This is a genomic window from Streptomyces sp. Ag109_O5-1 (assembly GCF_003814875.1).
Lineage (GTDB): Bacteria > Actinomycetota > Actinomycetes > Streptomycetales > Streptomycetaceae > Streptomyces > Streptomyces sasae.
Genome location: NZ_RKQF01000001.1, coordinates 4688662 through 4708988, shown reverse-complemented (window position 1 = coordinate 4708988; position 20327 = coordinate 4688662). Strand labels below are relative to the sequence as shown.

Annotated in this window: 18 protein-coding genes; 12 read left to right on the top strand and 6 right to left on the bottom strand. The window is 70.1% G+C overall.

Annotation, left to right across the window (positions count from 1 at the left end):
• Positions 1–136 precede the first annotated feature (136 nt).
• Together EDD90_RS21370 and hutH are read left to right on the top strand one after the other, a co-directional pair.
• On the top strand, positions 137–1282 hold the full coding sequence (locus EDD90_RS21370; protein ID WP_123974565.1) for a sensor domain-containing diguanylate cyclase: 1146 nt from the start codon (positions 137–139) through the stop codon (positions 1280–1282).
• A gap of 76 nt (positions 1283–1358) precedes the next feature.
• Positions 1359–2897, top strand: a complete 1539-nt coding sequence (gene hutH / locus EDD90_RS21365) for a histidine ammonia-lyase (RefSeq protein WP_123981459.1) — start codon at positions 1359–1361, stop codon at positions 2895–2897.
• A gap of 84 nt (positions 2898–2981) precedes the next feature.
• Here hutH and EDD90_RS21360 read toward each other — a convergent pair whose 3' ends face one another.
• Both EDD90_RS21360 and EDD90_RS21355 read right to left on the bottom strand, forming a co-directional pair.
• Positions 2982–3752, bottom strand: a complete 771-nt coding sequence (locus EDD90_RS21360) for a hypothetical protein (RefSeq protein WP_260327978.1) — start codon at positions 3750–3752, stop codon at positions 2982–2984.
• 41 nt (positions 3753–3793) lie between these two features.
• Positions 3794–4111: an LAETG motif-containing sortase-dependent surface protein gene (locus EDD90_RS21355; protein WP_123974564.1), complete on the bottom strand. Its 318-nt coding sequence runs from the start codon at positions 4109–4111 to the stop codon at positions 3794–3796.
• 109 nt (positions 4112–4220) lie between these two features.
• Here EDD90_RS21355 and EDD90_RS21350 point away from each other — a divergent pair, with 109 nt between their 5' ends.
• The 5 genes from EDD90_RS21350 to EDD90_RS21325 all read left to right on the top strand — a co-directional run bounded on the left by EDD90_RS21350 (position 4221) and on the right by EDD90_RS21325 (position 12139).
• Positions 4221–4565 (top strand): hypothetical protein, encoded by a 345-nt coding sequence (locus EDD90_RS21350; protein ID WP_123974563.1) that lies wholly within the window; start codon positions 4221–4223, stop codon positions 4563–4565.
• Between the two features lie 231 nt (positions 4566–4796).
• The gene (locus tag EDD90_RS21345) at positions 4797–6047 is read left to right on the top strand and encodes an Ig-like domain-containing protein (protein WP_260327977.1); all 1251 of its coding nucleotides are present in this window, start codon (positions 4797–4799) and stop codon (positions 6045–6047) included.
• A 155-nt stretch (positions 6048–6202) separates the two neighbouring features.
• On the top strand, positions 6203–7699 hold the full coding sequence (locus EDD90_RS21340) for an ABC transporter permease (protein ID WP_123974561.1): 1497 nt from the start codon (positions 6203–6205) through the stop codon (positions 7697–7699).
• 220 nt (positions 7700–7919) lie between these two features.
• Entirely contained in the window at positions 7920–8603 is a 684-nt protein-coding gene (locus tag EDD90_RS21335; RefSeq protein WP_123974560.1) for an ABC transporter ATP-binding protein, read from the top strand.
• Positions 8604–8833: 230 nt separating this feature from the next.
• A complete protein-coding gene (locus EDD90_RS21325; protein WP_260327976.1) occupies positions 8834–12139 on the top strand; it encodes a S8 family peptidase in 3306 nt (1101 codons plus the stop codon).
• Positions 12140–12258: 119 nt separating this feature from the next.
• On the opposite strand, the gene EDD90_RS21320 is transcribed toward EDD90_RS21325, so the two are convergent.
• The gene (locus tag EDD90_RS21320; protein ID WP_123974558.1) at positions 12259–13206 is read right to left on the bottom strand and encodes a helix-turn-helix domain-containing protein; all 948 of its coding nucleotides are present in this window, start codon (positions 13204–13206) and stop codon (positions 12259–12261) included.
• Positions 13207–13380: 174 nt separating this feature from the next.
• On the opposite strand from EDD90_RS21320, the gene EDD90_RS21315 reads away from it, so the two are divergent.
• Both EDD90_RS21315 and EDD90_RS21310 read left to right on the top strand, forming a co-directional pair.
• The gene (locus EDD90_RS21315) at positions 13381–14424 is read left to right on the top strand and encodes an NAD(P)-dependent alcohol dehydrogenase (protein ID WP_123974557.1); all 1044 of its coding nucleotides are present in this window, start codon (positions 13381–13383) and stop codon (positions 14422–14424) included.
• A gap of 87 nt (positions 14425–14511) precedes the next feature.
• Positions 14512–14895, top strand: a complete 384-nt coding sequence (locus EDD90_RS21310; protein ID WP_123974556.1) for a VOC family protein — start codon at positions 14512–14514, stop codon at positions 14893–14895.
• Here the strand turns inward: EDD90_RS21310 and EDD90_RS21305 are convergent.
• Entirely contained in the window at positions 14877–15512 is a 636-nt protein-coding gene (locus EDD90_RS21305; RefSeq protein WP_260327975.1) for a hypothetical protein, read from the bottom strand. The genes EDD90_RS21310 and EDD90_RS21305 overlap by 19 nt on opposite strands.
• Before the next feature lie 183 nt (positions 15513–15695).
• Positions 15696–16136, bottom strand: a complete 441-nt coding sequence (locus EDD90_RS21300; protein ID WP_123974555.1) for a GNAT family N-acetyltransferase — start codon at positions 16134–16136, stop codon at positions 15696–15698.
• An 89-nt stretch (positions 16137–16225) separates the two neighbouring features.
• Between EDD90_RS21300 and EDD90_RS21295 the strand changes: the two genes are divergently transcribed.
• Positions 16226–16744, top strand: coding sequence for a hypothetical protein (locus tag EDD90_RS21295; protein ID WP_260327974.1), 519 nt, complete (start codon positions 16226–16228; stop codon positions 16742–16744).
• 42 nt (positions 16745–16786) lie between these two features.
• Here EDD90_RS21295 and EDD90_RS21290 read toward each other — a convergent pair whose 3' ends face one another.
• Positions 16787–17893: a serine hydrolase gene (locus EDD90_RS21290; RefSeq protein WP_123974554.1), complete on the bottom strand. Its 1107-nt coding sequence runs from the start codon at positions 17891–17893 to the stop codon at positions 16787–16789.
• A 162-nt stretch (positions 17894–18055) separates the two neighbouring features.
• Between EDD90_RS21290 and EDD90_RS21285 the strand changes: the two genes are divergently transcribed.
• Both EDD90_RS21285 and EDD90_RS21280 read left to right on the top strand, forming a co-directional pair.
• Complete coding sequence (locus tag EDD90_RS21285) at positions 18056–18631, top strand: IS607 family transposase (protein ID WP_123974553.1); 576 nt, start codon at positions 18056–18058, stop codon at positions 18629–18631.
• Complete coding sequence (locus EDD90_RS21280) at positions 18624–20288, top strand: IS200/IS605 family accessory protein TnpB-related protein (RefSeq protein ID WP_123974552.1); 1665 nt, start codon at positions 18624–18626, stop codon at positions 20286–20288. The genes EDD90_RS21285 and EDD90_RS21280 overlap by 8 nt, the downstream gene beginning before the upstream one ends.
• The last annotated feature ends 39 nt before the right edge of the window (positions 20289–20327 follow it).

The window sequence follows — 20327 nt, the reverse complement described above, 5'->3', positions numbered from 1 at the left end:
GTGCCAGTGAAGCGCCCCGTCAGGGCGCGGGGAACTGCGCGACCAGCCCCCACCGGTCCACGGCCGAACCACTGCCTCAACACCTGTTCGCCGCATCAATGTCCTAAATGAAATAAAACATCCCTAACCTGGAGTAATGGGCGATGACACCCGGCTCGCCGCCGTAGTGGCGCTGGCGCAGGGCATGGCCGCGGCGCACACCCCACGTGAGTGCTGGCACGCCGCCGCGGCCGGCGCCTGTCGCGCGCTGGACGGCAGCTTCGCCGCGCTCTCCGTCTGGGAGCGCGAACTCGGCCGGCTGCGGGTCCTCGTGAACGTCGGGGAGCGCGCCCCGGGCGAGGAGGAGTTCCCGGAGGCCGAGGCCTATCCGGTGCACCAGTTCCCGGAGATCACCGAGTTCCTCCACGAACGCTGGGCGGGCGGCGGCGGCCCCAACGCCTGGGTCGAGACGGCGGAGGGTCCCGCCGCCGGCCGCCCCGGTTACTCGCACCAGCGCGTCGCCGCCCTGCGCCGCAGGGGCCGCGGCTGCTGTCTGGTCGCTCCGATCGTGCTGCACGGCAGGGCCTGGGGCGAGCTGTACGTGGCCCGCCCCGTCCACGCCCCCGTCTTCGACCGCGCCGACGCCGACTTCGCCACCGTCCTGGCCTCCGTCGTCGCCGCCGGGATCGCGCAGACCGAGCGCCTGGAGGAGGCCCGCAGGCTCGCGTACACCGACGCGCTGACCGGGCTCGCCAACCGCCGTGCCGTCGACGCGGGCCTCGACGAGGCGATCGACCGGTATCGCACGGAGGGGGCCGTGGTCAGCCTCGTCGTCTGCGACCTCAACGGGCTGAAGAAGGTGAACGACACCCGCGGGCACGCCGTCGGCGACCGGCTCCTCGAACGCTTCGGCTCGGTGCTGTCCCTGTGCGGGGCGATGCTCCCGGGCACCCTCGCCGCACGGCTCGGCGGGGACGAGTTCTGTCTGCTGGCGGTCGGCCCGGCGGCCGACGACGTGGTCAAGGCGGCCGACGAACTCTGCCGCCGGGCCGGGGAGTTGGAGCTGGGGGAGGGGGTGGCCTGCGGGATCGCCTCGACCGCGGACCCGATCGGCCCGGTGCGCTCCGCCCGCCGTCTGTTCCGGCTCGCCGACGCGGCCCAGTACCGGGCCAAGGCCCTGCGTGCGGACCGGCCGGTGGTGGCCGGGCGGGAGGGCCCGGACGACCCGGTCCTGCGACTGGCCGACGCGCCTCCGCCGGAACGGGCCGAGCGGCGCAGCTTCCGCGGGCGCCGGGGACTGTGACGTACAAGTAAGGGGCAGCCCTGTACCCCACTAGTGACAGCGCCTGCATTCAATGCGTACGCTCCTGAATATGGATATGCACACTGTGGTGGTGGGGACGTCCGGTGTCACCGCGTCCGACGTTCTCGCCGTGGCGCGCGGCGGCGCCCGGATCGAACTGTCGGCGGAGGCGGTCGCGGCGCTCGCGGCGGCCCGGGAGATCGTGGACGCGCTGGCGGCCAAGCCGGAGCCGGTCTACGGCGTCAGCACCGGCTTCGGTGCCCTCGCGACCCGGCACATCAGCCAGGAGCTCCGGGCCCAGCTGCAGCGCAACATCGTCCGCTCGCACGCGGCCGGCATGGGGCCGCGGGTCGAGCGCGAGGTCGTACGGGCCCTGATGTTCCTGCGGCTGAAGACCGTCTGCTCCGGACACACCGGTGTGCGTCCCGAGGTCGCCCAGACCATGGCCGACGTGCTGAACGCCGGTATCACCCCGGTCGTGCACGAGTACGGCTCCCTCGGCTGCTCAGGCGACCTGGCCCCGCTCTCCCACTGTGCCCTCACGCTGATGGGCGAAGGGGAGGCCGAGGGTCCGGACGGGGTCGTCCGTCCCGCCGGTGAGCTCCTCGCCGAGCACGGGATCGCCCCCGTCGAGCTGCGCGAGAAGGAGGGGCTCGCCCTCCTCAACGGCACCGACGGCATGCTCGGCATGCTGGTCATGGCCCTCGCCGACCTCGACATGCTCTACAAGTCGGCCGACGTCACCGCCGCGTTGAGCCTGGAGGCGCTGCTCGGCACGGACAAGGTGCTCGCGCCCGAGCTGCACGCGATCCGGCCGCACCCCGGGCAGGGCGACAGCGCCGCCAACATGCTCGCCGTGGTCAAGGGGTCCCAGCTCACCGGGCATCACCAGGACGACGCGCCGCGCGTCCAGGACGCCTACTCCGTGCGGTGTGCTCCGCAGGTCGCCGGGGCGGGCCGGGACACCCTCGCCCATGCCCGGCTGGTGGCCGAGCGGGAGCTGGCGTCCGCCGTCGACAACCCCGTGGTGCTGCCCGACGGGCGGGTCGAGTCCAACGGCAACTTCCACGGGGCGCCGGTCGCCTACGTCCTCGACTTCCTCGCCATCGCCGTGGCCGACCTCGGGTCCATCGCCGAGCGGCGGACCGACCGGCTGCTGGACAAGAACCGCAGCCACGGGCTGCCGCCGTTCCTCGCCGACGACGCGGGCGTCGACTCCGGGCTGATGATCGCCCAGTACACGCAGGCGGCGCTGGTCAGCGAGTTGAAGCGGCTCGCCGTTCCGGCGTCGGCCGACTCGATCCCGTCCTCTGCGATGCAGGAGGACCATGTGTCCATGGGGTGGTCGGCCGCCCGCAAGCTGCGGACGGCCGTGGGCAATCTGACGCGGATCATCGCGGTCGAGCTGTACGCGGCGACCCGGGCGATCGAGCTGCGGGAGGGGCTGACGCCGGCACCGGCGTCCCGGGCCGTGATCGAGGCGGTGCGCTCCGCGGGGGTGCAGGGCGTTGGGCCGGACCGGTACCTGGCGCCGGACCTTGCTGCGGCGGAGGAGTTCGTGCGGGGCGGGGCCGTTGTCGCTGCGGCGGAGACGGTGACCGGGCCGCTGCGGTAGTTCGTCGGGTGCGGGTGGGGGGCTGGCCGCGCAGTTCCCCGCGCCCCTAAGGGGCGCTCCTGCAGCGCCCCTTCGCCGGAGCGCTCAGCCCAGCTTCGCCGACTGGGCCTTGATCACCGCTGTCGGTACCTTGTACGTCTTGCCCGCCATCATCGCGCCGATGTTCATCGTGAAGTACGTCGCGAGCGTGTTGTCGTGGCGGACCACCTCCGCGTGCAGCGGGGCCTTGTCGCCGTCCATGTCGGTGATCGCCGTGAAGGCCACCGATCCGTCGCCCGCGCCCGACGGCTTCACCGCGGTCACCTTCGTGACCTTCTGCTCGTCACCGGACGCGCCGCCCGTGAAGCCGGTCGCGCAGGACTGGAGCGCGGCGGAGACCGCCTTCAGGGCGTCCTCCGCGCCCTTGCCGTCGTACGAGGAGAGGTCCACGGACGTGACGTCCAGGTCCATCGACTCCTTGAGCGCGCTCTCGAACTTGCCGTCGGCCAGGTCGTCCATGGACGTCGCGTCGTCGGTCGGGTCCTTCTTGTCCTCCCGTACCGTGCGGCCGATCTCCGCGGCCGGGTCGGCCGGTGCGAGGCCGGTGAGGACGTAGGCCAGCGGGCGGCACTTCTCGTCGCTGGACTTGATCTTGTTCCTGGTCGGCGCGGCCTCGCCGATCGCGTTCACCTTGTAGCCGTCCACCTCGCCCTGCGCGAGGATCCGCTGCTTCAACTCCGCGGCGCTCAGCGCCCGCACGGAGGGCGAGCCGGACGGTTCCTTCGAACTCCCCTCGGAGCAGCCCGTGATGAGGGTGAGGGACAGTGCGCCGCCGACGGCGAGGGCGCAGGTCCGCACGCCCGGTGATCTCTTCATGGGAGGACTGTGGGTCCCAGGTCAAAGATCGGTCAAGTAATTTAAAATTCCAGCCGTTCGCGGCGGACCGAATAGACCACGAAGCCCGCGCCGACGGCGAGGAACAGGGTGCCGCCGACGACGTACGGCGTGGTGTCCGGGCTGCCGGTGTCGGCGAGGCGGGTGGCGTCCCCGGTCGCCTCCGTGGTGGCCACGGACAGCGCCCTGGCCTGCTGGGTGACCTGTGTCGTCGTACTCTCCGGCGCGCCGGTTCTCGCCGGGGCGTCCTGCGACGCGTTGGCGGACGGAACGAACCACAGCGCGCACAGGAGCGTGCCTGCGGCGGTGGCGGTCAGCAACGGGCGGCGAGCGGATGACACGGAATATCGATCCCCTTGTGACGCTGGCGAATTGGCCGTGTGGGCAGATGTTAGTGAAAATCGCGGGTCACGGGAAAGTCACGGGAGGTTTCGGTCGTACGCTCCGGGCATGAGCACTCCAGAGACATCACGTTTTGTACGGCTTCGGGTGGAGCTGGTCGTCGAAGTCGAGGACGTCGACGCGGTCACCAAGGCCGCACTGCGCAGGATCGCGGACGATCCCGAGCTGCCCGACGAGGAGCGGACGCATGCCGAGGCGGCTGTGACGGAAGACACCGCCGAGGCCCTCGCCTATCTCGTCGATCCGTTCGACCTGGTCGGTGAGGTGCCCGGGGTCGAGCTCCAGCAGGCCTCCTGGTCCAGCGAGCGCATTTCCTACGATCCGGATTCGCCCGACTGGGATCTCGACGAGGATGACGGCGAGGACGACGAGGAAGAGGACGGCATCGGCTGAGCGTCCCGGGGAACCTGTGACCCCGGACGGCAACCGCCGTCCGGGGTTTCGCCGTCTCAGGGGGCGCACGGACCGGACCCTTCCGCCCCTCCCGTACCGGCCGCCCCGGCGGACGTGGTGTGCCCCACACATCCGGCGAATGTGGAACGGGGCGAAGCGGCCGTAGCGTTGAAGGTTCTTGACGGGGACTCCCGTGTGTTCGCGGACTCGGCAGCGATGGAGAAGCGTGTGATGACGGACAGTAAGCGGCGCAAGAGCCTGATGGCCGCGTCCGCACTGCTCGGCGGTGTACTGGTGCTCACGGCGTGTTCCGGCGGCGACGACAAGTCGTCCTCCGGCAGCGGCGGTGACAGCTCGCAGTCCCAGGCGGACGCGGCCGCGGCCAAGAAGTCGTCCCAGGCCGACATCACCATCACCCCCAAGGACGGCTCCGACAGCGCGTCGATCAACAACTCGGCCGCCGTCACCGTCAGCAAGGGCACGCTCACCGGCGTGACCATGACCACCGCGACCGGCACCGCGGTCGCCGGCACCCTGTCCGCCGACAAGACGAGCTGGAAGCCCAACGCCCAGCTGGAGCGGTCCACCACCTACAAGGTCGCCGCCGAGGCCAAGGACTCCGCCGGCCTGGTCGCGCACGAGAACGCCACCTTCACCACGGTCTCCCCGGCCAACAGCTTCATAGGCACCTTCACCCCCGAGGACGGCTCGACCGTCGGCGTCGGTATGCCCGTGTCGATCAACTTCGACAAGCAGATCACCAACAAGGCCGCCGTCCAGAAGGGCGTCACGGTCACCTCCAGCAGCGGCCAGGAGGTCGCCTGCCACTGGTTCTCCACCCAGCGGATGGACTGCCGTCCCGAGACCTACTGGAAGGAGAACTCCACCGTCACGCTGAAGCTCGCGCTCGACGGTGTCGAGGGCGCCTCCGGTGTCTACGGCGTCCAGCAGAAGACGGTCACTTTTCACATCGGCCGCAACCAGATCTCCTACGTCGACGCCAAGACCAAGGAGATGCGGGTCACCGAGGACGGCAAGACCATCAAGACCATCCCGATCTCGGCCGGCTCGCCGGAGCACACCACGTACGAAGGCATCATGGTGATGTCCGAGAAGTACAAGCAGACGCGGATGAACGGCACGACCGTCGGCTTCACCGACAACGACGGCAAGGCCGAGTACGACATCAAGGACGTACCGCACGCCATCCGCCTCACCAGCTCCGGCACCTTCCTGCACGGCAACTACTGGGGCGCCAAGTCCATCTTCGGCTCCGTGAACACCAGCCACGGCTGCGTGGGCCTGTCCGACACCAAGGGTGCCAACGACACCACCACGGCCGCCTACTGGATGTACACCCACTCGATCGTCGGTGACGTCGTGGTCGTCTCCAACACCGGCGACAAGACCGTGGCCCCCGACAACGGCCTCAACGGCTGGAACATGAACTGGACCCAGTGGAAGGCCGGTTCGGCCGTCTGAGCCGGTCCGGTTCGGTCCGGCGCACAGCCACCGCACAGCTCACCGGTGCCGCCCCCAGGGGCGGCACCGGCATTTCCGGGGTCCGCCACAGCCTTCTCATGCTTCTCTCATTTCGGCCTTATCGAGCCATCACGGTGCGTCCCTAACTTGCGGTCATGTTCTTCACCTACCTGAGGCGCGAACTGCGCCGCCGCAGAAAGGCGGCTCTCGTCGTCGCCTCCGGCCTCGCGCTGGGCATCGCACTGGTCATCGTGGTCAACTCCGTGTCCAACGGCATGGGGAAGGCGCAGGACAAGGTCCTCCAGTCGCTGTACGGCCTGGGTACGGACATGACGGTCACCAAGGCCGCGTCGGCGACCACGAGCGACGCGCAGCGTCCGCGATTCAACTTCGACGCGCAGAACAACGGCTCGTCCAAGACACAGAGCAGCGACCGGGTCATGGTGCAGGGGTTCACCACCCTCGCCTCCTCGACCGTCACCAAGGTCTCCGACCAGAAGGGCGTCTCGACCGCGGTCGGCGGTCTGAGCCTCAACGTGGTCAAGATCAGCGGCCAGTTCACCCGGGGCCAGTTCCAGCAGAACCAGAACTCCGGCGGCACCGGCCAGGGCGGCGAACGCGGCGGCAACGGCGGCGGCACCGGCGCGCCGCAGGGCGAAGTCCGGGGCGGTGGCGCCAACTTCGACGTCAACAGCTACAGCGTCTTCGGCACCGACGTCGGCAACGCCGGCCTCGGCCCGCTGACCTCCTCGAAGATCACCAGCGGCCGGACCTTCAAGTCGTCCGAAACGAACGCCAAGGTGCTGGTGGCCGACTCGGCCTACGCCAAGCAGAAGAAGTACAAGGTCGGCTCCACGGTCACCATCAAGAGCGTCAAGTTCACGGTGATCGGCATCGCCACCGCCAACTCCGGTGACTCCGCGGCCAACCTGTACATCCCGCTGCAGCAGGCGCAGACGCTGGCCAGCGAGAAGAACAAGGTCACCACGATCTACGTCAAGGCGACCGACTCCAAGCAGATCGACACCGTCAAGAGCGCGATCCAGAAGAACGTCTCGGGCACGACGGTCACCACCTCCGCCGACCTCGCCAAGACCGTCTCCGGCTCCCTCTCCACCGCCTCCAGCCTCGCCACCAACGTCGGCAAGTGGCTGTCCATCGCGGTGCTGGTGGCCGCTTTCCTGGTCGCCGGTCTGCTCACCTCCTCGGCGGTCTCCCGGCGCGTGCGTGAGTTCGGCACGCTGAAGGCGCTGGGCTGGAAGTCCGGCCGGGTCACCCGGCAGGTCATCGGCGAGGCCATGGTCAACGGCCTGGTCGGCGGCGCGCTCGGCATCGCGCTCGGTCTGGCGGGCGCGTACGTCGTCACGGAGATCAGCCCCACCCTGCAGGCCTCCCTCGGCAGCAGCGGCGGCAACACGGGTGGCGGCCCCGGCGGCGGTGGCGGCTTCGGCGGTGGCGGCTTCGGCGGTGGCTTCGGCGGTGGCCGGCAGGCCGCGAAGACCCTGGAGGTCGCCCTGACGGCCCCGGTCAGCGTGACGACGATCGTCCTCGCGGTGGGCCTGGCAGTGGCCGGGGGCCTGATCGCGGGCGCGTTCGGCGGCTGGCGCGCGTCCCGGCTCCGCCCGGCGGACGCGTTGCGGCGCGTGGAGTAGCCGCTGTCGGTCGTGGCTGGGGTGGGGGGTTGGGTCGCTTACCGGCGCTTGCAGGGTGCCGCGCGCCCACCCGTGCCGCCCCAGCGGCACCACTGCCCGCGGCTATGTGAGCCACGGCTGTGAAGCGCCCCTTCAGGGGCGCGGGGAACTGCGCGACCAGCCCCCACCGGACCGCGGCCGAAACCGAACCGCACCACCCCAAGAGCCTCCAGGAGCCCCCATGTACGAACTCAGAAACGTCACCAAGCTCTACTCGCGCGGCAAGGACACCGTCCGCGCCCTCGACGGCATCGACCTCACCATCGCCGACGGCGACCGCCTGGTCATCCAGGGCCCCACCGGCGGCGGCAAGTCCACCCTCCTGCAGATGCTCGGCGGCCTGGACCGTCCGACGTCCGGTGAGGTCGTCCTGGACGGCACCGACCTCGCCAAGCTCTCCGAGACCAAGCTGACCCGGGTCCGCAGCGAGAACATCGGCTTCGTCTTCCAGTCCTTCAACCTGATCCCGACGCTCACCGCCCAGGAGAACGTCGAGACCGCCCTCGTCCCCCTCGGCGTCAAGACCAAGGAACGGCGTGAACGCGCCGCCGAGGCGCTGACGTCGGTCGGTCTGGGCGAGCGCCTCGGCCACCTCCCCGGCGAGATGTCCGGCGGCCAGCAGCAGCGCGTCGCCATCGCCCGGGCCCTGGTCAAGCAGCCCAAGGTGCTGCTCGCCGACGAGCCCACCGGCAACCTCGACGAGGGCATGCGCGACGAGATCATGGACGTACTGGAGCGTATGTGGAAGGAGCACGGGCTGACCTTCATCATGGTCACCCACGACTCCGCGATCGCGAAGAAGGCCCCGCGTCTCGCGACCATCCGCAAGGGCAAGATCACCGTCAAGGAGAACGCCGGCGCTTAACACCGAATCCCTTCGCACAACCGCGCGGTTGTGTAACGGTGTTCACCCCGGCGCGTAACAGTTGCCACGCACTCTTCTTACCGGTCTCTCATCTATTGAGCCCGCTGATCACCCCCCGGCATACTCCGTGTACCGGGGGGTTGACGTATGTGCGTACGGGACTGCCCCCGGCCGGGTGAACGGGGAATTCGCCCGGCACACCGTCTCCAGGGGGAGTCTTGCGCAGACAAGTGAAAAGAGCTGCCGCGGCCACGGTGGCCACGGCAGCGGCCGTCGCCCTCGCCGCAGGCATGACCAGCCCGGCGTCGGCGAAGCCGGAGCAGCGCGCCGCCGTCCCGGCCGCCTCCGCGTCGCTCACCGCCAATTACCACGTCACCCTGATCACCGGCGACCGTGTCGCCCTCGACGCCAAGGGCCGCGTCGTCGGCCTGGAGCGGGCCAAGGGACGCGAGCGCATCCCCTTCCGGATCAGCAAGGTCGACGGGCACACCCTCGTCGTCCCCGGCGACGCCGTGCAGCTGGTGACCTCCGGCAAGTTGGACCAACGGCTGTTCGACGTCACCGAGTTGAACAAGGCCGCGACCCGTAGGGCCCAGAAGAACGGCCTGAAGGTCATCGTCGGGTACAAGGGTGCCGCCACCACCGCCAAGGCCGACGTCCGGGACGCCGGCACCCTGCGCCACAGCCTCAGGACGCTGAACGCGGACGCCGTGCAGACCCCGGTCAAGGACGCGCCCGAACTGTGGGACGCGGTCACCGACGGGGACAAGGCCGCCGCCGGCATCGCGCACGTCTGGCTCGACGGTGTCCGCAAGGCCAGCCTCGACAAGTCCGTGCCGCAGATCGGCGCCCCCAAGGCATGGGCGGCCGGCTACAACGGCAAGGGCGTGAAGATCGCCGTCCTGGACACCGGTGTGGACACCACCCACCCGGACCTCAAGGACCAGGTGATCGCCTCCAAGAACTTCACCTCGGCCGCCGACGCCATGGACCACTTCGGCCACGGCACGCACGTCGCGTCCATCGCGGCCGGCACCGGCGCCAAGTCCCACGGCAAGTACACCGGTGTCGCGCCCGGCGCGAAGATCCTCAACGGCAAGGTCCTGGACGACACCGGCTCCGGCGACGACTCCGGCATCCTCGCCGGCATGGAGTGGGCGGCCGCCGAGGGCGCCTCCGTCGTCAACCTCAGCCTGGGCGGCACCGACACCCCGGAGATCGACCCGCTGGAAGCCGAGGTCGACAAGCTCTCCAAGGAGAAGGGCATCCTGTTCGCGATCGCCGCGGGCAACGAGGGCCCCGAGTCGATCGGTTCGCCGGGCAGCGCCGAGTCCGCGCTCACCGTCGGCGCCGTCGACGGCAACGACAAGCTGGCCGACTTCTCCTCCACCGGCCCCGCCGCCGACGGTTCCATCAAGCCGGACGTCACCGCGCCCGGCGTCGACATCACCGCGGCCGCGGCCAAGGGCAGCGTCATCGACCAGGAGGTCGGCGAGAACCCGCCCGGCTACCTGACCATCTCCGGTACGTCGATGGCCACCCCGCATGTCGCGGGCGCCGCCGCGATCCTCAAGCAGGAGCACCCCGACTGGGGTTACGAGGAGCTGAAGGCGGCCCTGACCGGTTCCGCCAAGGGCGGCAACTACACCCCGTTCGAGCAGGGTTCGGGCCGGATCGCCGTCGACAAGGCCATCAAGCAGACGGTGATCTCCGACCCGGTGTCGGTCAACTTCGGTGTGCAGCAGTGGCCGCACACCGACGACACCCCGGTCACCAAGCAGCTGACCTACCGCAACCTCGGCACGTCCGATGTGACGCTCACGCTGAAGTCGTCCGCCACCGGCCCCGAGGGCGCGGCGGCCCCGACCGGCTTCTTCAAGCTCGGCGCCACCAAGGTGACCGTCCCGGCGGGTGGCAAGGCCTCCGTCGACCTCACCGTCGACACCAAGCTGGGCGGCACCCTCGACGGCGCCTACTCGGCGTACGTCACCGCGACCGGCGGCGGCCAGAGCGTCCGCACGGCGGCCGCGGTGCAGCGCGAGGTGCAGTCGTACAGCGTCACCGTCAAGCACATCGGGCGCGACGGCAACCCGACCGGTGTCTACAACACCGGCCTGAGCGGCTACTCGGGCCTCGGCAAGGACCGCAGCATCAATGTGCCGACGTCCGACTCCGGGACCACCACGATCCGGGTGCCGAAGGGCACGTACCTGCTCGACTCCTGGATCGCGAAGGACTTCACCACCTTCGACGGCGGTCTCGACTGGCTGGTCCAGCCGAAGCTGAGCGTCACCAAGGACCTCACGGTCACCATCGACGCCCGCACCGCCAGGTCGGCCGACATCACCGTGCCGGACGCCCAGGCCACCCCGCACTTCGCGATGGTCGACTACATGTACGACCCGGCGGGCATCGGGATCGGTGTCGCCTTCGACTCCTTCGACAAGATCCGGATCGCGCCGCTGGGCGGCGAGGTCACGGGCGGTCTGACCCAGACCTGGAGCGGCCAGTTCACCAAGGGCGACAACGAGGAGTACGACGTCGCCACCAGCGCCCAGGTCAAGAAGGTCCAGGGCGACAAGGTCCGGCACTTCAAGGCCGGTGAACTCGCCACGGTGAAGAACACCGTCGGCGCCTCCGCCCCCGGCAAGACCGGCGCGGTCAGCCCCTGGGGTGTCGTCGGCGCGGACGTGGTCATCGGTGACGCGGTCGAGCAGAAGCTGCCCAGCACCCGAACCTTCCACGTCTCCACCGCCGACAGCGCCATGTGGGGATTCGACGCCCTGCAGTACAGCGGCCACGACGCCCAGGGCCTGCCGATCGCCGACGCCGGCTACACCCTGGACAACCCGAAGGCCTACAAGGCGGGCCTGACCTACAAGAACACCTTCAACACGGCGGTCTTCGGCCCGCACCTGAGCAGCGAGTACGGCCTGTTCCGCGCGGACAACCAGATCTACGGCGTGGTCCCGCTGTTCGCCGACGGCAACAAGCACCCCGGGTCCTCCGACTTCCTGTCGGTGAACACCATCCTGTACCGCAACGGCACCAAGGTGGGCTCCAACAAGGACCCGCTGTTCGGCGGCGACGCCTTCACCGTGCCGTCCGCCGACGCCGAGTACAAGCTGACCACCTCGGTCATCCGCTCGGTCAAGGTCGCGGCCGCCTCCACCCGGATCGACGCGAGCTGGACCTTCCACTCGAAGAAGCCGGCCAACGGCCGCTCGGTCCAGCTCCCGGCCTCCACCGTCCACTTCGGCGCCACGACCGGCCTGGACAGCCGCGTCGAGGCGGGCAGGACGGTCACCTTCCCGGTCACCGTCGAGGGTGCCGCCGCCGGCCGCAACCTGAAGTCCCTCACGGTCTACGTGTCGTACGACTACGGCCGGACCTGGAAGAAGCTGACGGTCACCAACGGCAGGATCACCGTCAAGAACCCGGCCAAGGGCAAGGCCATCTCGTTCCACGCCAAGATCGCCGACAAGAAGGGCAACAAGTCGACGATCTCCATCTACAACGCGTACTACGCCAAGTGAGACATGCCTGAGTCGTAGCCGCTGAGTGGATCCACAGCGAGCGGCCCGTCGGAAGCGCGGCTTCCGGCGGGCCGTTCTCCATGTTCCGAGGGCTCAGCGCGTGGTCTCAGCGCGTGGTCTCAGCGCGTGGGGGCGACCCGGGTCGCGTCCGTCCCCCAGCTGGCCAGCAGCCGCAGGGCCTCCGCCGACGGGGAGCCCGGCTCCGCGTGGTAGGTGACCAGGGCCTGGTCCGGATCGCCCGGCATACGGAACGACTCGTAGCTCAGCGACAGCTCGCCCACCAGCGGGTGATGCATCCGCTTCAGCCCGTAACTCTTCTCCTTGACGTCGTGCGTCGCCCACAGCCGGCGGAACTCCTCGCTCTTCACGGAGAGCTCGCCGACCAGCGCGGACAGCCGCGGATCGTCGGGATAGCAGCCCGCGTCCATACGCAGCTGGCAGACGATGTCGATCGCCTTCTGCTCCCAGTCCACGAAGAGATCGCGGTAGTCCGGGCGCAGAAACGTCAGCCGTGCCCAGTTGCGCTCCGTCACCGGCAGCTCCGCCCAGTCACCGAAGACCGCCGCCGCCATGCGGTTCCACGCCAGGATCTCCGCGCGGCGCCCCACGATGTACGCCGGTACCCCGTCCATCGCCTCCAGCAGCTGCCCCAGCGACGCCCGCACCTGCTGCGGCCGCGCCGACGCCTTCTTCTTGTGCTGCTTGCCCTTGGCGAGGTGGATGAGATGCGCGTGCTCGGCGTCGGTCAGCCGCAGCGCACGGGCGATCGAGTCCAGCACCTCCGCCGAGACGTTCCGTCCGTTGCCCTGCTCGAGACGCGTGTAGTACGCCACCGACACCCCGGCCAGCTGCGCCAGCTCCTCGCGCCGCAGCCCCGGCACCCTGCGGTGCCGCCCGAAGTCCGGCAGCCCCACGTCGGAGGGGAGCAGCCGGGCCCGCCGGGAGCGCAGGAACTCGCTGAGCTCGGCGCGCCGGTCCAGGGGCGCGGAGGAGGGCAGGGGCTCCGAGGGGGTGGGGGAGGGCAGGGGCTCCGAGGGGGTGGGGGAGGGCAGGGGGTGGTCTTCCATACATCCAGTATTCACGGTCGTACGCACCGGAACCTGACCCCGCCAGTGGTAGGCACGGCAGACGTACGCAGAGGCGGGGGCTGGGTGACGGACGTAGCGTGGAGGAGGCTGGAGGCGCGCCAGGGGAGGCAGAAGACGACCGGGCGCGAAGACACCACTAGGAGAACCCCCCTCATGACCACTGTTGCTGCTTACGCCGCGCCCGCCGCGAAGGCCCCGCTGGAGCGGACCACGATCGAGCGGCGCGCGGTCGGCGAGTTCGACGTCCTCATCGACATCGAGTTCGCCGGTATCTGCCACTCCGACATCCACCAGGCCCGCGAGGGCTGGGGGACGGCGATCTTCCCGATGGTGCCCGGCCACGAGATCGCGGGCATCGTCTCCGAGGCCGGCCCGGGTGTCACGAAGTACGCGGTGGGGGACCGGGTGGGTGTCGGCTGCATGGTCGACTCCTGCCGCGAGTGCGACAACTGCAAGGCCGGTCTGCAGCAGTACTGCACCGGTGGCGGCCCGACCTGGACGTACAACGCCGTCGGCAAGGACGGGCAGCCCACCTACGGCGGCTACTCGCAGAAGATCGTCGTCGACGAGAACTACGTCGTCCGCATCCCGGACGGCCTGTCCCTCGATGTCGCCGCCCCGCTGCTCTGCGCCGGCATCACCACGTACTCGCCGCTGAAGCACTGGAACGCCGGTCCCGGCAAGAAGGTCGCGGTCGTCGGTCTCGGCGGCCTGGGCCACATGGGCGTGAAGATCGCGGCGGCGCTCGGCGCCGAGGTCACCGTCCTCTCGCAGTCCCTCCGCAAGAAGGACGACGGTCTGAAGCTGGGCGCCACGCACTACCGCGCGACCAGCGACCCGCAGACCTTCGCCGATCTCAAGGGCACGTTCGACATCATCCTGAACACGGTGTCGGCACCGCTCGACTTCGACGCCTACCTGTCGCTGCTGCGCACCGACGGCGCCATGGTGAACGTCGGCATCCCGGAGGAGCCCGTGCACATCCTTCTCTCCTCCGTCTTCGGCAACCGCCGCAGCCTGAGCAGCTCCGGCATCGGCGGCATCCCGGAGACACAGGAGATGCTCGACTTCTGCGCCGAGCACAACCTGGGCGCCGAGATCGAGCTCATCGGCGCCGACCAGATCAACGAGGCGTACGAGCGGGTCGTGAACAGCGACGTGCGCTACCGCTTCGTGATCGACACGGCGACCATCTGATCCTCCCGGCACCGAACAATGCAGGCCCTGCCTTGTTCGGTGCCGGAGGTGCGCCGGACAGGAAGCCGGACGGGAAGAGGTCCCACGATGACCGTGAACCTGAACCACACCATCGTCGCCGCACACGACAAGCATGCCTCGGCGAGGTTCCTCGCCGACATCCTCGGCCTCGAGGTCAGTCCGGACTACGGCCCGTTCGCCCCGGTCGCGCTGCCGAACGGCGTCACCCTCGACTACATGGACACCCCCGGGAGCATCCCGAAGCAGCACTATGCCTTCCTGGTCTCCGAGGACGACTTCGACGAGATCTTCACCCGCGTCCAGGAGGCCGGTCTCACCTACTGGGCCGACCCGTCCCACAGCCGCCCCGGCGAGATCAACACCAACGACGGCGGCCGCGGCGCCTACTTCGACGACCCCGACGGCCACCGCCTGGAGATCCTCACCCGCCCCTACGGCAGCGGCGGCTGACCCAGCGGGACGGCCTCGCCGGCCGCGTAGGACCGTACGACCGCGCCCGCCCCGTCACCCGACGGCCGTACGACATGCACCCGCCCGCGCCCGCCGACCCGGCCCTCGCCGTCCGCCGTCTCCAGCACGGTGTTCTCGTCGATCGCGACACCGTACGGCACGGACCCGCGGGACACGGCCGCGACCAGCCGGCCCAGCGTGCCCCACTGCGCCGCGTGCGCGTCCACCGCGAACGGCACGAGCCCGAGACCCGGCCGTACCTCGACCTCCTCCAGGTCCTCGGCGGTGTCCGGCGGACAGACCGGGACGCCGCCCACCAGCCAGCCCCCGACCACGGCCCGCCGGGCGGCGAGGGCGGCACCCGCGGAGAACCCGGCGTAGGGCAGGCCGTGCTCGGCGAGCAGCTCCGGCAGCGGCTCCAGGCAGTGCGCGAACGCCTCCTGATAGGCCGGTGTGAGCCCACCGCACACCAGCAACCCGTCCAGGCCCTCCTTCAGGAGGTTTGCCTCGAACGCTCCGCCGAGCGGCACCAGCAGCGGCACACACTCCCCGGCGGCCCGCAACGCCCCCGCGTACCGCGCGAACTGCTCCGCCCCGTCCCCCTCGTCGACGATCACGCACCCCGGCCGCCACCCGCGGCCCGTACCAGGGGCTCGTACACCTCGACGGCGTCCCAGCCCCCACCGATGAGAAAGATCCCACCGCTCATTCCGCTTGCTCCCCCTGTCTGCTGTCTGCTGTCTGCTGTCTGCTGCGTGTCTGTGTGCCTGCGTGTCCGTCTGTCCGCCGGTGCGGGCCGGTCAGGGCCGTTCGACCGGGTACCGGTACACCTTCGACTGCCGTGCCTCGAAACCGATGCGCTCGTAGAGCCGGTTCGCGGCCTCGCGGTCCGGCCGTGAGGTGAGGTCGACGGTCCGGGCGCCGGCCTGCGCGGCGATCCGCAGCGCTTCCTGGACGAGCAGACCGGCGATCCCCCTGCCCCGCGCGTCCCCGTCCACGACCACGTCCTCGATCCGGCCGCGCAGCCCGGCCGGCAGGGGCAGCAGCACGAGGGTGAGCATGCCGACGATCGTGCCCGCCACCCGGGCGACCAGCACCGTGTTCGCGTCGCAGGTCAGCATCCGTTCGACCGCCGCGTGGTCGAGCGGGGCGGCGGTCGAGGACAACTGCGGCAGCAGCCGGCCGAAGGCGTCGACGAGTTCGGGACTCACGTCGCCGGCGATCTCCACTTGGACGTCCATGCGGCGAGCCTAACCCCGGGCCTCACCCCGGATAATGACCTTCTGATCGAGGCGGGCCCCGCTTCCGGGGGCGTGCAGGGGAGGGCGTCGTGGGCGGTACGGAGTCGGTGGGCAGCAGCACCTGGCGGCTGAGCGACGAGCAGGGCGGAGTGCTCGCCGGGCGGTGGTGGAAGTGGGCGCTGTCCGCCCCGGACGCGGTGAGCCCGGTATTCGACACCACCGGCGAGCACGCCGACTGGAAGCAGCCGGACGACCTCTGGTTCCTTGCCGGTACCTACGGCGGCCGGGTGGTCCGTACCTGTGCCGTGCCCTCGGACCGGCCGGTGTTCTTCCCGGTGCTCAACATGCAGCACACCAGGGGGCATTCGAAGGTTCCCCAGATACCGGGGGTCAGGAGGGCCACGGCGTTCCTGAACGGCGTCGAGCTGCGGCTGCAGGAGTTCGCCGGCCCGTTCCGCACCGGCCTGATCCGCCGTTTCGCCTGGGGAGTCTGGGGTGGCATCACACCGCTGACGCCGGGTCAGTACGTCCTGGAGATCAAGGCGGAGGCCATGGGCGGCTTCTGGGTGGACACGACGTACCACCTGGAGGCGAAGCCGCCCTGCTGAGCCCCGTCAGGCGCGCAGCCTCCGTCAGGCGTACAGCCCCCTTCAGGCGCGTAGCCCCTTGAGGCCGTCCTGCGCGGCCATGACCAGCTCGATGCCCCGGTTGTCGGCCGCGGGTTCGCGCATCTGGTTCGTCACGTACGCCATCGCCATCCGCTCGTCGGGGTCGACCCAGACGAGCGCGCCGCCCCAGCCGCCCCAGCCGAGGGCGTTGCCGAAGAGGCCGTAGCCCAGGCCGTACCTGACCGGCATGCCGAGGACGCGGTCCTCGCCCTCGAACTGCACCTCCCGCGCCCGCTCGCACCCCTCCGGCGACAGGACCCGCACCCCGCCGACGGTTCCGCCGCAGGCGAGCAGCGACTGGACGAGGGCGACCGAGCGGGCGTTGCCGAAGCCGCTCGCCGCGGGGATCTGCGCACGACGCCAGGCGATGCTGTTGCCGTCCCGGACCCGCAGGGCGGTGGCGGCGGCCGGTGTCGCGTCGCGGCCTGCCGCACCGGCCACGTAGTCCTCGTCCTTGCCGGGCGGCGGCACGCTGAGCGCCACCCGCCGGTCGTGCTCGGCCCCCAGCCCGATATGGAAGTCCGCGCCGAGCGGTCCGGCCACCTCCGCGGCGAAGAACTCGCCCAGGCTCCGCCCGGTGATCCGCCGCACCACCTCACCCACCAGGAACCCCTGGGTGAGCGAGTGATACCCGGCGGCGGTACCCGGCTCCCACCGCGGAGCCTGACCGGCGAGCCGCGCCGTGGCGGTCGTCCAGTCGTACAACTCCTCGACCGGGCCGTCCCAGTCGGGCAGTCCGGCGGTGTGCGACAGCAGCTGGCGCACCAGGACCTTCTCCTTGCCGACCGCGGCGAACCCGGGCCAGTACCGGGCGACCGGCGCGTCCGGATCCAGCTCACCCCGGTCGATCAGGACGAGCGCGCACAACGCCGTCATCGTCTTGGTCACCGAATACACCCCGACGATCGTGTCCCGCTCCCACGGAACCGTCCGCCCGGCGTCGGCGAACCCACCCCACACGTCCACCACGGGCTCCCCGTCCACGAAGACGGCGACGGTGCCCCCCACGTCCCCCTCGTCCAGGAGTGCGGCGAGCGCGGTGGGCACAGCGGTGAACAGGTCGTCGTAAGAGCCATGAATGTCGGCCATACACCGCATTCAGCCGTCCCGGCGGCGCCGGGGCAACCCAATTTCCGGGTCTGTTCCGGGTAGGCGGGTTCTCCAGGGGGTTTACAGGGGGTCGCCACCTGCTGGTCCTCGAAGTCGGGTAGGTGAGCGTAACCATGTATGAGTGAGTGTCGTTGTCAGAGCGTGAATCTGACGGAATGGGCGAAGACGCAGGGCGTGCATCCGCAGACCGCGTATCGCTGGTTCCGTGAGGGGATGTTGCCGGTACCGGCTCAGCGGGTCGGGCCACGCACGATCCTTGTGAACATCGACGCGAACACCACGCCCGAGGCCATCGGCGGTCTGGGCCTGTATGCCCGCGTGTCCTCGCACGATCAGAAGACCGATCTGGAACGCCAGGTCGCTCGGCTGTCGGCGTGGGCAGCGAAGGCCGGTCACCGAGTCGTTCGTGTTGAGGCGGAGATCGCTTCCGGGATGAACGGCTGCCGTTCCAGGGCCCGGCGTCTGCTGGCCGACCCGCACGTGACCTGCGTGGTGGTGGAGCACAAGGACCGGCTTGGCCGGATGAACGTCGAGCTTGTCGAGGCCGCCTTGTCCGCGACGGGCCGTCGCCTGCTGGTCCTGGACGACGGCGAGGTCGAAGACGACCTGGTGCGGGACATGGCGGAGGTGCTGACCTCGTTCTGCGCCCGCCTGTACGGACGCAGGTCGGCGAAGAACCGCGCCCGCAAGGCACTGGAAGCCGCCGAACATGGCTGACCTCCGCCCGATTGCCGCGCCGTTCGTGGCTCTCGGCCCCTCCGGTGCAGCGATCCGTGCCCGGCTCAAGGACCTCATGCCCGAGGATGAGAAGGTTCTGCGCTTGGTGGGGGCGCACCTGGGCTCGCTCGCCTCGAAGGACCTCAAAGCGCGTTGCGCTGACGGCCTGGAGCACTCCACCGAGTCATGGGCGGCCCGTAAGAGGGACCTGACGGCCGAGTCGTCGTCCAGGTGGGCCGGGTCGATCACGAAGGCCACGCATGACCAGTGGGCGCTCGCCCGACGCGGCCAAGCCGCACACGTGCAGTCCCTCGAAGCCGGTATCACAACGATCCGGCACCGGCTGTCGCTGCCGGTCGGGGAGAAGGGCACCAAGCAGGCTCCGGGCGGCTACCGCTCCGCGCACGAGTGGTTCCACAAGACGCGACGGCTGCATGTGCTGGAGGACCGGCTCGACCAGGTTCGGGCCGACTGGGAAGCAGGCCGGGTGCGTGTCGTGCGTGGCGGTAAACGTCTGCTGAGCACCCGCCACAACCTCGACAAGGCGCAGCTCACCGAGACCGAGTGGCGTGAGCGGTGGGAAGCCGAGCGCTGGTTCCTCCAGGCGGACGGCGAGTCGGGGAAAAGGTTCGGCAACGAGACGATCCGCATCACGCCCGAGGGCGCAGTATCGATCAAGCTCCCGGCCCCGCTCGCCGACTTGGCGAACGCCAAGCACGGCCGGTACGTACTCGCTGCGCCGGTGCGGTTCCCTCACCGGGGGCAGGAGCGGGCCGACCGCGTGGAGGCCGACCGGGCCGTGGCCTACCGCATCCTCCCCCACTCTCGGCTTCGCTCGAGCGGGGGGACCCCCATCGACACGGGGCGCCGGCGCTGGTACGTGGACGCCTCCTGGCAGATCCCACCCACCAGGACCATCCCGCTCAAAGCCGCCCTCGCCGATGGCGTGATCGGCGTGGACACCAATGCCGACCACCTCGCCGCATGGCGCCTCGACACTCACGGCAACCCGATCGGCCAGCCGCGCCGGTTCTTCTATGACCTGTCTGGCAACGCCCAGCACCGCGACGCCCAGGTACGGCACGCCCTCACACGGCTGCTGAACTGGGCCAAGAGCTGCAGCGTCAAGGCCATCGCGGTCGAAGACCTCGACTTCCAGGCCGAGAAAACCAGAGAGAAGCACGGGCGCAAGCGCCGATTCCGGCAGCTCATCTCCGGCATGCCGACCGGCAGGCTCCGCGCCCGGCTGGCCTCCATGGCCGACGCCACAGGTATCGCGGTCATCGCCGTGGACCCGGCCTACACCAGTAAGTGGGGCGCCCAGCACTGGCAAAAGCCGATGGCCAGCCCCACCCGTAGGACCACCCGGCACGATGCGGCGAGCATCGCGATCGGACGACGCGCCCAGGGGCACCCGATCCGGCGACGGACGACACCGCCCCGTGCACACCAGAGCGATGTGCACGGGCATCGGACCGTCCAGGCCGACCGGCGTGCCCCTGGGCGTGAGGGACCCCGCCCCCGCATCCCCGGACCACGGACACGATCCGTGCCGCCGGACGCGGCGAGTACGCGGGCGACCAGGACATCCAAAACCGTTCGGGGTGTCCGCAGTGACCAGGTATGGGTCCAAGACTCACTCCTGCTCACTGATTAGGAACGGTCCGCTACATCTCCGAGGGGACACCGGGTTACC